Consider the following 14,329-nt stretch of genomic DNA (forward strand, 5'->3'; position numbering starts at 1 on the left):
GCCTCACCCCACCCGAGGAGCACCATGTCCGCCGCTACTGAAGTCGTCGTCACCGGCCTCGGCGCCACCACGCCGCTCGGCGGCGACGTGCCCTCGACCTGGGCCGCGGCGCTCGCCGGCGAGTCCGGCGCCCGCACCCTCGACAACGACTGGGCGGAGCGCTACGAGATCCCGGTGACCTTCGCCGCGACCCTCAAGGTGGACCCCGCCGAGGTCCTGGCGCGACCCGAGATCAAGCGCATGGACCCCTCGACGCAGTACGCCATCATCGCGGCGCGCGAGGCGTGGGCCGACGCGGGCAGCCCCGAGGTCGACGGCGACCGGCTCGGCACGGTCGTGTCGTCCGGCATCGGCGGCATCTGGACCACGCTCGACGGCTGGGACACGCTGCGCGAGCGCGGTGCCCGCCGCATGCTCCCGATGACCGTGCCGATGCTCATGCCCAACTCCCCCACCGCGTACGTGTCGCTCGAGCTCGGCGCCCGCGCGGGCGCCCACGCGCTCGTCTCGGCGTGCGCGTCCGGTGCCGAGGCGATCGGCTACGGCGTCGACATGATCCGCGCGGGCCGGGCGGACATCGTCGTCGCGGGCGGCACCGAGGCGACGATCCACCCCATGCCCATCGCGGCCTTCGCCGCCTCGCGCACGCTCTCGCTGCGCAACGACGACCCGCAGGGTGCGTCGCGCCCCTACGACGTCGACCGCGACGGCTTCGTCATCGGCGAGGGCTCGGGCGTCGTCGTCCTGGAGAGCGCCGAGCACGCCGCCGCACGCGGCGCGCGCGTGTACGCGCGGCTCGCGGGCGTCGGCCTATCCGCCGACGCGTACCACATCACCTCCCCGGACCCGGAGGGCCGTGGCCAGGTCGCCGCGATGCGCCGGGCGATCGAGGAGGCCGGCGTGACCGGCCGCGACGTCGTGCACGTCAACGCGCACGCGACCTCGACCAAGGTGGGCGACCTCACCGAGACCCGTTCGATCCGCTCGCTCCTGGGCTCCGAGACGGACCACGTGCTCCTCTCGGCCACCAAGTCGATGACCGGCCACCTCCTGGGCGGCGCGGGCGCGCTCGAGTCGATCTTCACCATCAAGGCCGTCGCCGAGCGACTCGCTCCCCCGACGATCAACGTCGCGAACCCCGACCCGGAGCTCCAGGTGCCGCTCGTGCGCGACACCCCGGCTCCGCTGCCGGAGGGCGACATCGTCGCGGTGAACAACTCGTTCGGGTTCGGCGGCCACAACGTCGCGCTCGCGGTCGCGAGCGTCTGACCAGCCTTTCCTCGAGCCCCGGGGCGACGGCCGAGCGGCCGTCGTCCCGGGGCTCGCGTGCGTCGGAGGCCGGACGATCCGGACGCCGAGGTCTCGGCTCCTGAGATGGACGATCGTCCAGATCGTTGCGATTTCACCCATCCCTTTTGTCCGGACAAGCCAGCCCAAAGCCGGACGCAGTCCCCTGCCTTGCTGCCGCTCGTCGGGTTTCACCCCGCGCCCCCTGTCGCCCGTCGAGCACGCCTCCGTCCCGTCGCCGACCCTGTGGGCGTGATGTGGCGCCTGCCACATCACGACCTCGAGGCAGGCGAGCGGAAGGACAGGCACGTGACCCGAACGGCGAGACATCTCTCCACCCAGGCACCACCCCGCTGGAGGCGGGCGACGGCGCTCGCGGCCGTCGGGAGCGTCGTCGGCGCGCTGACGTTCGCGGGCGGGATCGCCGCGACGGCGGCACCGACCGACGACTCCGAGGGCAGCGGGCAGTTCCTCAGCGGCACCGTGGCCGGGCTCGACCTCGCGACGATCGCGGCGCTCGAGGGGGCCGTGGCCGAGAACCCCTCGGGGGCGAACCCCGTCGTCACGAACCCGCTGGCCGCCTCCGTCTTCCAGTCTCTCGGGATCGACCTGACGGGCACCCTCCAGCTGCTGGGGCCGAACGGGATCCTTCAGCTCGGTGCGGTCAACCAGTACGGCGAGGCGAACGACGACGGCTCCGCACGTGCCGCGTCGGGCGCCGTCTCGGACCAGGGCGCGATCTCCGTCGGCGGCAGCGAGGAGTTCCCGTCCGACGCACAGCTCAACCTCACGCAGCTCCTCGGGCCCGGCTTCGAGTCGGTCGTCGCTGACCTCGACCTGTCGCTCGGGGCGCTGTCAGCGACGGCGGCGGCGACCGGTGGGGCCGCGCCGACCGGCGACTACCAGATCGCCGGCGCGACCCTCACGCTCGACAGCCCGGCCGTCTCCGGCATCGCCACGGCGGTCGACGACGAGGTCGTCCCGCTCGTGGACGGCGCCGTCGGCCAGCTCGTCGGGACCGACGGGCTGCTCGCCCAGGCGCTGAACTCGATCGGCGCGCTCGCCGACGTCCTCGAGATCCTCGGCGGCGACCTGGAGCCGACCGTCGCGATCGACGTCGACCTCGACAGCGCGCTGGCGCCCGTGCTCGACCAGGACTTCGGCGACGAGGGCGTCGTGGTCAACGTCGGCGACGGGACCGTCACGGTCGACCTCGACACGATCCTCGGCGGCACCGGCTCGCTCAACGGGTTCGACCCCAACACCGAGGTCCTCGACGACGCCGCGATCAACGCGATCCTCGACGGGCTCAGCGCGGCCCTCGACGATCTCACGACGGCGCTCGTCGAGGCGGTCGACACGGCTCTGCACGCCGCGAGCCTGACGCTGACGGTCGAGGCCGTGGTCGACAACCCGATCCCGCTCGCACCCGACCTGCTGAACCTGAGCATCGACCTCGGCACGACCGTCGGCGACGTGGTCGACGGGACGGTCGACCCCGCCGACGCCACCATCACCATCGCGCTCTCGGGCCTGCCGCTCACGCTCCCGCTGGGCGACCTCGTCAACGCCCTGGCGGGTCCGCTCGACACCGTGCTCTTCGCCGAGGGGACCGGTCTGGTGAGCACGCTCGCCGGGACGATCACGTCGCAGGTCACCGGCCCCGTCCTCACCGCGCTCTCGCCGGTGTTCGAGATCCTCACGGAGGTCGTGAGCCTCGTCGTCAACGTCCAGGAGCCCGAGCCGTCCGTCGCCGACGCCACGTTCACGCAGCGGGCGCTGACCCTGTCGATCCTCGAGGTCGGGACGGGCACCGGGCTCGCGGAGCTCCACCTCGCCTCCGCGACCGTCCGCGGCTCGACGGTCGCGGCGATCACCCCCGCGGTGACCGTCGACCCGACGACCGTCCCGGCAGGCACCGCGACGAGCGTCACCGGCACGGGCTACACGCCCGACGCCACCGTGACCGTCGAGATCCGGGACACGACCGGAGCGGTCGTCGCGACACTGACCGACGTTGCCACCGACGGTGAGGGCGGCTTCACGACGCCGATCACCGTCCCGGTCGGCACCGCACCCGGTGACTACGTCGTCGTCGGCATCGACGACACGACCTCCACCGAGGCCGAGACCGCTCTCGCCGTGACGGCGGCGGCGCTCACGCCCTCCGTGACGGTCGACCCGACCACCGCGAACCCCGGCGACGACGTGACCGTCGACGGCACGGGCTACACGCCCGACTCGACCGTCACCGTCGAGATCCGCGACGAGAGCGGCACGGTCGTCGCGACCGTCGAGGACGTCGCGACCGACGGCGACGGGAACTTCACCAGCCCGATCACCGTCCCCGCGGGCACCACCCCCGGCGACTACACCGTCGTCGGCATCGACGACACGACCTCGACCGAGGCCGAGGCACCGCTCGCCGTCGAGGCCGCAGCGATCACCCCGGCGGTGACGGTCGACCCGGCCACCGTCCCCGCGGGCACCCCGACCACCGTCACCGGCACCGGCTACACCCCTGACGCCACGGTCACGGTCGAGATCCGCGACGGCGAGGGCACGGTCATCACCACCCTGACCGACGTCCCGACCGACGGCGACGGCGACTTCACCACCCCCCTCACCGTCCCCGTCGACACCGCCCCCGACGAGTACGTCGTCGTCGGCATCGACGACACCACCTCCACCGAGGCCGAGACGGCTCTCACCGTGACGGCGGCGGCGCTCACGCCCTCCGTGACGGTCGACCCGACCACCGCGAACCCCGGCGACGAGGTCACGATCGACGGCACGGGCTACACCCCCGACTCGACCGTCACCGTCGAGATCCGCGACGGCTCCGGCACCGTGATCGCCACCGTCGAGGACGTCCCGACCGACGGAGACGGGAACTTCACCACCCCGATCACCGTCCCCGCGGGCACCACCCCCGGCGACTACACCGTCGTCGGCATCGACGACACCACCTCCACCGAGGCCGAGGCACCGCTCACCGTCGAGGCAGCCGCCATCACCCCGGCGGTGACCATCGACCCGACCACGGTTCCGGCCGGCACCCCGACGACCGTCACCGGCACCGGCTACACGCCCGACGCCACCGTGACCGTGGAGGTGCGGGACACGACCGGAACGATCATCACGACGCTGACCGACGTCCCGACCGACGGCGACGGGGGCTTCACCACCCCCATCACCGTCCCCGTCGACACGACCCCCGGCGACTACGCCGTCGTCGGCATCGACGACACCACCACGACTGAGGCGGAGACCCCGCTGACCGTCGAGGCGGCTACCATCGAGCCGACCGTCACGGTGGACCCGACGACGGCCGTGCCCGGTGACGAGGTCACGGTCGACGGCACTGGCTACACCCCGGACGCCACCGTCACCGTCGAGATCCGCGACGGCTCGGGCACCGTCATCGCCACCGTCGAGGACGTCCCCACCGACGGTGACGGGAACTTCACCAGCCCGATCACCGTCCCCGCGGGCACCACCCCCGGCAGCTACACCGTCGTCGGCATCGACGACACCACCTCGACCGAGGCGGAGACCCCGCTCACCGTCGAGGCAGCCGCCATCACCCCGGCGGTGACGATCGACCCGACCACGGTTCCGGCGGGCACCCCGACGACCGTCACCGGCACCGGCTACACACCGGACGCCACCGTCACGGTCGAGGTGCGGGACACCACCGGAACGGTCATCGCGACGCTGACGGACGTCGCCACCGACGGCGACGGCGGCTTCACCACCCCGATCACCGTCCCGGTCGACACCGCACCCGGTGACTACGTCGTCGTCGGCATCGACGACACGACCGAGACCGAGGCCGAGACGCCCCTCACGGTGGAATCAGCAGCGATCGAACCGACCATCACCGTCGACCCGACCACCGCGAACCCCGGCGACGCAGTCACCGTCGACGGCACCGGCTACACCCCCGACGCCACCGTCACCATCGAGATCCGCGACGGCTCGGGCACCGTCATCGCCACCGTCGAGGACGTCCCCACCGACGGTGACGGGAACTTCACCACCCCGATCACCGTCCCCGCCGGCACCACCCCCGGCAGCTACACCGTCGTCGGCATCGACGACACGACCTCGACCGAGGCGGAGACCCCGCTCGGCGTCGGCGGCGTCGGGGTGTCCGAGCCGACCGTCACGGTCGACCCGACCACGGCGAACCCTGGCGACGAGGTCACCGTGACCGGCGAGGGCTGGCCGCCGAGCACCACGGTCACGGTCGAGCTCGTGGACGAGGACGGCGACGTCGTCGCGACGGTCGACGTGGAGACCGACGACGAGGGGAGCTTCACCACCCCGATCACGGTGCCCGACGACGCGACGCCGGGCGACTACACCGTGCACGCGTCCGACGACGCCGGGAACGAGGCGGAGGCGCCGCTCACGGTCGTCGACGCGGGCGACCGTGCCCTGGTCTCGTCGTTCGTCACGCCGCGCGTGCTGCGCGGTGCCGAGCAGACGTTCGTCGCGTCGGGCTTCGAGCCGGGCGAGGCGGTCCAGGCGGTCATCAACTCGGAGCCGCTGATCCTGCCGGTGGCGACCGCCGACGCGAGCGGCGAGGTCAGCTGGACGTTCGTCGTCCCGGCGGACTTCGAGGTCGGCCCGCACACGGGCACGGCGACGAGCGTCGACGTCGGCGACTCCACGGTCGCGTCGTTCGAGGTCTACCTCACCGCCTCGGGCGACGACGACGGCACGGGCGGTTCCGGTTCGGGCTCCGGCTCCGGCTCCGGCACCTCGGGAAGCAGCACCGGCGGCAGCGGTTCGGACTACCTCGCCCGGACCGGCACGGACGACCTGGGCCTGTTCCTGGTCGCCGCGCTCCTGCTGGTCGCGGTGGGCGCCGGCGTCCGGCTCCGCGCGCACCACGCACGCCGGGCAGACTAGGCGCGCTAGGCGCGCCATGACAGAGGGCGCCTGCCGGGAGATCCCGGCAGGCGCCCTTTGTTCGTGCCGTGCGCGGCGGACGCGCGCGGTCAGCCGACCCGGTGGAGCCAGCGCACCGGGGCGCCGGCCCCGGCGTAGCGGAACGGCTCGAGCTCGTCGTCCCACGCCTTGCCGAGCGCGAGGTGCAGGGCGTCGCGCATGGCCCACGGCTCGCTCACCTGCTCCAGAGCGGCGCGGATACGGTCCTCGGGCACGACGATGTTGCCGTGCACGTCGGTCTGGGCGTAGAAGATGCCGAGGTCGGGCGTGTGGGACCAGCGGCCGCCGTCGACGCCGTGGCTGGGCTCCTCGGTGACCTCGTAGCGCAGGTGGGACCAGCCGCGCAGCGCGGAGGCGAGCTTGGCGCCCGTCCCCTGCGGGCCCTGCCACGAGTACTCGGCCCGGTAGAGGCCGCGCGCGGCGGGCTGCTCGGTCCAGTCGAGCGACACGCGCACGCCGAGGACGTTGCCCGCGGCCCACTCCATGTGCGGGCACAGAGCACGCGGTGCTGAGTGCACGTAAAGAACACCGCGGGTGATGGCACCGGCCATGTCTGCCTCCCTAGGTCGAGGTTGCGTCTTCCCCAACGTCCTCACCGAGGGTGGTGTCACAGCACGTCACACGTACGTCGCGGCGTGTCTCGTGCCCATCTTGCACGACATCGCGCGTTCGCGCGAGAGATTCGCCGGGCGTGCCCGGCCGCGGTCAGGCGACGCGCGTCGTCACAGGTGGGCGCGCAGCTCCCGCATCGCCTTCTTGCGCACGGAGCGGTCGAGGCGGTCCAGGTAGAGCATGCCGTCCAGGTGGTCGCACTCGTGCTGGAGGCAGCGGGCCATGAGCTCGGTGCCCTCCACGACGACCTCGTTGCCGTCGAGGTCCGTCCCCACGACGCGCGCGTACCAGGCGCGTCGCGTCGGGTACCAGAGGTTGGGGACGGAGAGGCAGCCCTCGTCGCCGTCCTGGTAGTCGTCGGAGAGCTCGACGATGCGCGGGTTGAGCACGTACCCGATCTCGTCGTCGATGTTCCAGGAGAACGCCCGGAGGTTCACGCCGATCTGGTTGGCGGCGAGGCCCGCGCGGCCCTCGTGGTCGACGGTCTCGACGAGGTCCGCGACGAGCGAGCGCACGCGGTCGTCGATGGTGGTGATCTCGTCGCAGGGGGTGCGGAGCACGGGGTCCGGGATGGTCCGGATCTCTCTCATCGCCATGGGCGCCATTCTTCCATGCGCGCGCGGACGGGCGGCCGGCCTCACGGCCGACGCGCCTGTCCGCCGCGTCACATGCGGGCGTACCGGGCGCGGGCGAAGGAGTAGAGCCCGTACGCGGCGAAGCCGAGCCCGACCGCGACGAGCAGCACCGCGCCGAACGGCTGGTCCGCGAGGGTCGCGAACGCGGAGTCGAGCCCGCCCGCCTGCTCGGGGTCGTGCTGCACGGCGGCCACGACGAAGAGCGCGCCGAGCACGCCGAGCGCGACACCCTTGGCGATGTAGCCGACCCGGCCGAGCGTCACGACGGCGCGACCGACGTTCCCGCCCGTGCCGCCCTCGAGGTCCTCCAGGAACTTCTTCCGCCAGCCCTTGACCACGTGGTATACGCCGCCGGCGACGATCCCGACGCCGACCGCGCCCACCAGGAGCACGCCGCCCGGCTTCTGCATGAGCGTCGCCGTCATGCTCTCCTCCTGGCCGGAGCCGCCCGCCGACCCGTTGACGACCTGCACGGCGAGCACCCCGAGCGCGAGGTAGAGGACCGCCTTGCCGGCGGCCTTGAGCCGGTCGGACGTCTCGGCGGCGCCGCTCACCGCCACGGTGAGCTGCCACAGCGCGAGCGCGGCGAACGCCACGACGGAGAACCAGAGCAGGACGGTCCCGCCCGGCGTCTGCGCGATGGCGGTGAGAGCGCCGGTCTGGTCGGCCTGCTCGCTCGACGCCGAGCCCGTCGCCACCTGGACCGCGAGGACGCCCACCACGAGGTGGAGCACACCGCTGACCGCGTACCCGGCACGTGCCAGGAGCTCGAGCATCCTGCTGCCCCGTGCGCCTCGCGCTGCCGCCTTGCCCGTCGAGCTGATACTCGGTGCCACTGGACCTCCTCGGTCGTCGGGACGCCGCCCCCAGCGTCGCCGGGTTCTCCGGCCCGGACACGGTGCCAGCACTGCGCCGCGCACGCACGTCGAAACGCACTCCCAGGTTCTTCAGATCACGGTTTGGTAACGTGCGCCGAATGCCCTCGACGACTCCACGCCTCGCCGTGCTCGACGGACTCCGGTTCGCGGCCGCTGCGGCGGTGCTCGTGTACCACTTCGTCGCCGTCAACCACCACGCGTGGGGCGAGCGGACGAGCGACTCCCTGCCGGGCGCACAGGGCGTCGCCGCCTACGGGTCCTTCGGCGTCCAGCTCTTCTTCGTCGTGTCCGGGTTCGTCATCCTCATGACCGCGTGGGGTCGCGACGTGCGCGGCTTCATCGCCTCGCGCGCCGGCCGGCTGTTCCCCGCCTACTGGGCGGCGGTCATCCTCACCCTGCTGCTGCTCGTCCTGGTCATCCCGGGGCGCCGCGACGTCGACCTCCCCCAGGCCGCGGCCAACCTCACCATGGTCCAGCGGGCGTTCGGGATCCCGGACCTGGAGGCCGTCTACTGGACGCTCTGGTCCGAGCTGCGGTTCTACGTCCTCGTCGGCGTGCTCGTGGCCGTCGGGCTCACCCGCGCGCGGGTGCTCGCGTTCGTCGTGCTGTGGCCGGTCGCGGGGGCGATCGCCACGCAGGCGGGCTCCGAGCTCGTCGCGACCGTCCTCGTCGCGCCCGACGCCCCGCTCTTCGCCGGCGGGATGGTGCTCTACCTCCTCACGCGGGAGCGCCGCTCGCCGGTCCTGTGGTTGGCGCTCGCGCTCGACGTGGTGCTCGCGGCAGCCGTCTCGGGCAGGATCCAGGCGGCCCGCATCGAGAACAGCACCGACGTCGTCGTGTCCCCGACCGTGTGGTGGGTCGCGATCGTCCTGTGCTTCGCCGTCGTCGCGGCCGCGACGCTCACCCCGCTCGCCCGGGTCTCCTGGGGCTGGCTCACCGCGCTCGGCGCCCTGACGTACCCGCTCTACCTCGTGCACTCCTCGTGGGGGCGGTGGGTGATCGAGTCGGTGCACCCGTACCTGTCCCGGGCGGCGACGCTGACCGTGGCCGTCGCCGTGTGCCTGGTGCTCGCCTGGGCGATCCACCGCGCCGTCGAGCGCCCGCTCGGCCCGCGGCTGCGCCGCGCCCTCGATCGCGACCTCCGACGCGACGCCGGCCCCCCGGGCCGCGCCCCGGCGCGTCAGGACGGACCGGTCGCGGCCAGGTAGTCCCGCAGCACGACCGCCTGGTTGTGCTCCTCGTCCTTCGCCCCGTACACGAGCGTCACGACGGGATGCTGTCCGACGACGTCCCGCAGCTCTCCCACGGCCGTGCCGTTCGCGTCGAGCTCGGCCCGGTATCGCGCGACGAACTCGTCGAACAGCCGCTCCTCGTGGTGGAACCAGCGCCGCAGCTCCGTCGACGGCGCGACGTCCTTGAGCCACAGGTCCACGCGCGCCTTCTCCTTGGTCTCACCGCGCGGCCACAGCCGGTCGACGAGCACGCGGAACCCGTCGTCCTCGTCAACGGGCTCGTACACCCGCTTGATCCGTACCGTCATGCGGCCATGACACCGCGCGGTGCCGCCCACCGCATCCGCAGGGGGACGTGGACGTGGGCGTGGACGAGCAGCCCGGTGGTGCCCCGTGCAGGACTTGAACCCGCGACCGAGAGATTATGAGTCTCCTGCTCTGACCAGCTGAGCTAACGGGGCGCGCGGGCGAGCATACCGCCCGTCCGGCGGGCCGACCCGGAGCGGCTACGGTGGGGACGTGTCCTGGTTCCGCCGTCCCAGCCTGCCCGACCCCGTCCGCCGCGCGCTCGACGTCCCGGCGGACGACCGCGTGCTCGCCTCGGCCGAGCTGACCGACGGCTCGTGGGCGGTCGCGACGCGCACCGAGCTCCTCACGAGCGACCCGACGGGCACGACCGTCGCGCGCCGTCCGTGGTCGGACGTCGACCGGGCGGGGTACGCGCCGGAGACCGCCACGATCACCGTCTCGTGGGTCGACGGCGGCGCTCCCCTGGCCCTCCGCCTCGCCGACGCACGCCGCACGTCGCTCGCCCAGACGCTGCGCGAGCGCGTGCAGTCCTCGGTGGTCCTGTCGGAGACCGTGACGTTCGCCGCAGGGCTCACCGCCCGGGTCGCGGTGCGGCGCGACGGCGAGGGCGAGCTCTTCTCGCAGGTCGTCGCGGACCCCGGCGTCGACCTGACGGACCCGGAGGTGACGGCCCGCGTGGACGCCGCCGAGGGCAGGGTCCGGTCGGCGTCCGGACTACCCCTCTGAGCCTGCTAGAGTTTTCCCCGGTCGCTGCGGTGCACACCGCGACGACCATGATCGATCCCGCGTAGCTCAGCTGGCAGAGCATCCGACTGTTAATCGGACGGTCGTAGGTTCAAGTCCTACCGCGGGAGCCCACGGGTTCGGCCCCGGATCGCCCAGCGGTCCGGGGCCGGCCTGTTTCTCCGGCCAGGCCGACCGATCCGACCCACGCAGTCACGCGCCCGGGAATACTCGACCGTTGCCCGGGGCTTGCGTCTGTCGTGACCACGACGTCCCCCACCGGGATCGGCCTGCGCTCCGAGCGCGGCCCCGTCCTCCTCGCCCTCATGCTGTCCACGGCCCTCGTCGCGCTGGACGCGACGATCATCGCGACGGCGTCGGCGACGATCGCGCGCGAGCTGGGCGGGTTCGCGCAGCTCCCCTGGCTGTTCTCGAGCTACCTGCTCGCCCAGGCGGTCGGGACGCCGGTCTTCGGCAGGCTGTCCGACGTCCTCGGCCGCAAGCGCCTCATGCTGGCGGGCGTCGCCCTCTTCTTCCTCGGGTCCGTGCTGTGCGGGTTCGCGTGGTCGATGCCCGCGCTCGTCGCCGGGCGCGTGCTCCAGGGCCTCGGGGCCGGTGCCGTCATGCCCGTCTCGCAGACGATCGCCGCGGACATCTACACGCTCGAGGAGCGCGCGAAGGCGCAGGGCTACCTCGCGTCCGTATGGGCGATCTCGTCCGTCGTCGGCCCGACGCTCGGCGGCGTGTTCTCGGAGTTCGTGAGCTGGCGCTGGATCTTCTTCGTCAACGTGCCGCTGTGCGCGCTGGCCGCGTGGATGCTGCACCGCCGGTACCACGAGTCGCCGCGCGAGGGAGCGCGCGAGCCCATCGACTACGTCGGCGCCGCGCTCCTCACCGCCGGCAGCACGCTGCTGCTGCTGGGGCTGCTCGAGGGCGGGTCCACGTGGGCGTGGGCCTCCCCCGCGTCGCTCGCGGTCCTCGGCGCCGCGGTCCTCCTGCTCGGCGTCTTCGTGGTGCACGCACGACGCACGCGCTACCCCGTGGTCGACCTCGCGATCCTGCGCCGGCGCGTCGTCGGGGTGTCGACGGCGGTCTCGCTCCTCGTCGGCGTGATCGTCCTCGCGCTGTCCACGTACGTACCGATCTACGCCCAGGGCGTCCTCGGCGTCGGTCCGCTCGTGGCGGGCTTCGCGCTCGCGGCGATGACGGTCGGCTGGCCGATCTCCGCCTCGAACGCCGGGCGCCTCTACCTGCGGATCGGCTTCCGCTGGACCGCCGTCATCGGGTCGACGCTCGTCCTCGCCGGCACGTCGCTCACGCTCCTGCTCGGCGCGTCGTCGTCGGTCTTCGCGGTCGCCGCGACGACGTTCGTCGTGGGCGTCGGGATGGGGCTGACCGCGGTCCCGACGCTCATCGCCGCCCAATCGTCCGCCGCGTTCACGGAGCGCGGCGCCGTGACGGGCACCAACATGTTCGCGCGGTCGCTCGGCTCGGCCGTCGGCGTCGCGGTCTGCGGCGCGATCATCAACGCCCGCACGACGCTCGGCCCCGACGGCACGCCCGAGGGCCCGGGCCTCATGGCCGCGATCCACGTCGTGTTCGTCCTGCTCGCCGCGAGCGCAGCGGTCCTCGTCGTCCTCGCGGCCCTCATGCCGCCGGACCGTCAGGCCGCGCGCGACCGGCGGGCGGCGACGGCCGCCGCGAACGCGGACGCGACGGCCTGACCTCCCGGACGGCTCAGGCGATCTCGCCCTCGCGCAGCGTGCGGCGCTCCGCCTCGACGGCGAGGAGCGCGGCGAACGCCTCCTGGTACGCGGCGAGGTCGGCCGCAGGGTCGAGGCGCTGGAGGCGGCTCTTCGCGTCGGCGACGCGGCGGGTGAGCCCGAGGTCGACGAGGCCGCGCACGACGCCGGCGACGTAGCCGCCCACGACGTTCTCCCGGTCCTCCGGCAGGGGCGCGACGGCGAGCTCGGTCACGAGGCCGCGCACGGGCTCGGCGGCCTGCTCGACGACGGCCTCGACCCAGTGCCCGGCGCCGAGCGTCGCGCCCTCGCGCACCCCGCCCGCGGCGCGGATCGCGGCGTGGACGGCGCGCCACGCGGGGACGGCGAACGCGTCCTCGCCGAGGTCGTCGAAGACGGGCGGCACGTGCTGCGGGTACTGGAGGACCGCGACGAGCGCGAGGCGCTCGCGGCGCGCCACGGGGTCGCGCGGGTCGGGCGCCGGCAGCGCGGGGACCTCCGGCTCGGGTGCGACGGCCTCCGCACCCGGGCGGGCGTCGTCGGGCCGCGCGGTGCGGACCGGACCGGGCGCGCTGCCCCGCTTGGCGGCGGCCGCCACCTCGCGGCGGACGCGCTCGGCGTCCATGCCGATCCAGCCGGCGAGCATGCGGGCGTACTCGGGGCGCAGCGCGGCGTCGCGGATCCCCGCGACGACGGGGGCCGCGGCGCGCAGCGCGCCGACGCGGCCCTCGGCGGTGTCGAGGTCGAAGGTCGCGAGCGTCGTCCTGATGACGAACTCGAAGAGGGGCTGGCGCCCGTCGACGAGGGCGCGCACGGCGTCGGGGCCACGCGCCATGCGCAGCTCGCACGGGTCCATGCCGCTCGGCTCGACGGCCACGAACGTCTGGGCGTAGAAGCGCTGGTCCTCGCCGAACGCGCGGACGGCGGCCTTCTGACCCGCCGCGTCGCCGTCGAACGTGAACACGACCTCGCCCCCGACGGACGCGCCCGACGCGAGCTGCATGCCTCCCCCCGCCGTCGTGTCGCCGAGGAGACGGCGCACGATGCGCGCGTGGTCGGAGCCGAACGCCGTGCCGCACGTCGCGACGGCGGTCGTCACGCCGGACAGGTGCGCGGCCATGACGTCGGTGTACCCCTCGACGACGACGACGCGCTTCTGCTTGGCGATCTCGCGCTTGGCGAGGTCGATGCCGTAGAGGACGTGCGACTTCTTGTAGAGCGAGGTCTCGGGCGTGTTGAGGTACTTGGGTCCCTGGTCCTCGTCGTAGAGGCGGCGCGCGCCGAACCCGACGATCTCGCCCGTGACGTCGCGGATGGGCCACACGAGACGCCCGCGGAACCGGTCGTAGATGCCGCGCTGGCCCTGGCTCATGAGGCCGGAGGCGACGAGCTCGGGCTGCGTGAAGCCGCGCCCCTGGAGGTGGCGCTGGAGGTTGTCCCAGCCGGTGGGCGCGTACCCGACGCCGAAGTGCTCGGCGTCCGCGCGGTCGAAGCTGCGCTCGGCGAGGAACGCGCGGGCGGCCTGCGCGCCGGGGGCGAAGAGCTGCTCGGAGAAGTACTGCGCGGCCACGCGGTGCGCCTCGAGCAGCCGCTGGCGCCTGCCCGGCTCCTCACGCGGGCGCTGCGGCCCGCCGGAGTCCTCGTAGCGGAGCTGGATCCCCACGCGGTCGGCGAGGTACTCGACGGCCTCGACGAAGGTCAGGCCGTCGATCTTCTGGACGAACGAGATGACGTCGCCGCCCTCGCCGCAGCCGAAGCAGTGCCAGCGACCCACCCCGGGGCGCACGTGGAACGACGGCGACCGCTCGTCGTGGAAGGGGCACAGGCCCTTGAGCGAGCCGACGCCCGCGGTCTTGAGGGTGACGTGCGCGGAGACGATCTCGTCGATCCGTGCGCGGTCGCGGACGGCTTCCACGTCCTCGCGTCGAATCAGGCCTGCCACGGAGCGAGTC

General features: G+C 73.4%; 10 protein-coding genes and 2 tRNA genes. 6 read left to right on the forward strand and 6 right to left on the reverse strand.

Going from position 1 to position 14,329, the window contains the following annotated elements; genetic code table 11:
• Nucleotides 1-24 precede the first annotated feature (24 nt).
• Complete coding sequence (locus tag A0J59_RS18590; RefSeq protein WP_047234688.1) at nt 25-1,269, forward strand: beta-ketoacyl synthase; 1,245 nt, start codon at nt 25-27, stop codon at nt 1,267-1,269.
• A 327-nt stretch (nt 1,270-1,596) separates the two neighbouring features.
• The gene (locus tag A0J59_RS22570; RefSeq protein ID WP_064317091.1) at nt 1,597-6,207 is read left to right on the forward strand and encodes a choice-of-anchor G family protein; all 4,611 of its coding nucleotides are present in this window, start codon (nt 1,597-1,599) and stop codon (nt 6,205-6,207) included.
• An 89-nt stretch (nt 6,208-6,296) separates the two neighbouring features.
• Here A0J59_RS22570 and A0J59_RS18600 read toward each other — a convergent pair whose 3' ends face one another.
• From A0J59_RS18600 to A0J59_RS18610, 3 genes are all read right to left on the reverse strand, one after another.
• Complete coding sequence (locus A0J59_RS18600) at nt 6,297-6,797, reverse strand: DUF3145 domain-containing protein (RefSeq protein ID WP_047233028.1); 501 nt, start codon at nt 6,795-6,797, stop codon at nt 6,297-6,299.
• Nucleotides 6,798-6,968: 171 nt separating this feature from the next.
• A complete protein-coding gene (gene def / locus A0J59_RS18605) occupies nt 6,969-7,454 on the reverse strand; it encodes a peptide deformylase (RefSeq protein ID WP_047233027.1) in 486 nt (161 codons plus the stop codon).
• Between the two features lie 68 nt (nt 7,455-7,522).
• Nucleotides 7,523-8,329 (reverse strand): DUF1206 domain-containing protein, encoded by an 807-nt coding sequence (locus tag A0J59_RS18610; RefSeq protein ID WP_231581809.1) that lies wholly within the window; start codon nt 8,327-8,329, stop codon nt 7,523-7,525.
• Between the two features lie 140 nt (nt 8,330-8,469).
• On the opposite strand from A0J59_RS18610, the gene A0J59_RS18615 reads away from it, so the two are divergent.
• Nucleotides 8,470-9,579 carry an acyltransferase gene (locus A0J59_RS18615; RefSeq protein ID WP_064317092.1) on the forward strand — a complete coding sequence of 370 codons (1,110 nt, stop codon included), beginning with the start codon at nt 8,470-8,472 and terminating at the stop codon, nt 9,577-9,579.
• Here A0J59_RS18615 and A0J59_RS18620 read toward each other — a convergent pair.
• Nucleotides 9,552-9,911, reverse strand: a complete 360-nt coding sequence (locus A0J59_RS18620) for a DUF488 domain-containing protein (protein WP_064317093.1) — start codon at nt 9,909-9,911, stop codon at nt 9,552-9,554. The two genes, A0J59_RS18615 and A0J59_RS18620, sit on opposite strands and share 28 nt — an antisense overlap.
• A gap of 76 nt (nt 9,912-9,987) precedes the next feature.
• Nucleotides 9,988-10,064, reverse strand: a tRNA-Ile gene (locus A0J59_RS18625).
• 58 nt (nt 10,065-10,122) lie between these two features.
• Here A0J59_RS18625 and A0J59_RS18630 point away from each other — a divergent pair.
• The 3 genes from A0J59_RS18630 to A0J59_RS18640 all read left to right on the forward strand — a co-directional run bounded on the left by A0J59_RS18630 (nt 10,123) and on the right by A0J59_RS18640 (nt 12,359).
• Nucleotides 10,123-10,638 (forward strand): hypothetical protein, encoded by a 516-nt coding sequence (locus A0J59_RS18630; RefSeq protein WP_064317094.1) that lies wholly within the window; start codon nt 10,123-10,125, stop codon nt 10,636-10,638.
• Nucleotides 10,639-10,693: 55 nt separating this feature from the next.
• Nucleotides 10,694-10,766 (forward strand) — tRNA-Asn (locus A0J59_RS18635).
• Between the two features lie 129 nt (nt 10,767-10,895).
• Nucleotides 10,896-12,359: an MDR family MFS transporter gene (locus A0J59_RS18640; RefSeq protein WP_064317095.1), complete on the forward strand. Its 1,464-nt coding sequence runs from the start codon at nt 10,896-10,898 to the stop codon at nt 12,357-12,359.
• 13 nt (nt 12,360-12,372) lie between these two features.
• Here A0J59_RS18640 and dnaG read toward each other — a convergent pair whose 3' ends face one another.
• Nucleotides 12,373-14,319: a DNA primase gene (dnaG, locus tag A0J59_RS18645; protein ID WP_064317096.1), complete on the reverse strand. Its 1,947-nt coding sequence runs from the start codon at nt 14,317-14,319 to the stop codon at nt 12,373-12,375.
• Nucleotides 14,320-14,329 lie beyond the last annotated feature (10 nt).

The sequence above is a fragment of the Cellulosimicrobium sp. I38E genome, from assembly GCF_001647255.1.
GTDB classification, from domain to species: Bacteria; Actinomycetota; Actinomycetes; order Actinomycetales; family Cellulomonadaceae; genus Cellulosimicrobium; species Cellulosimicrobium cellulans_E.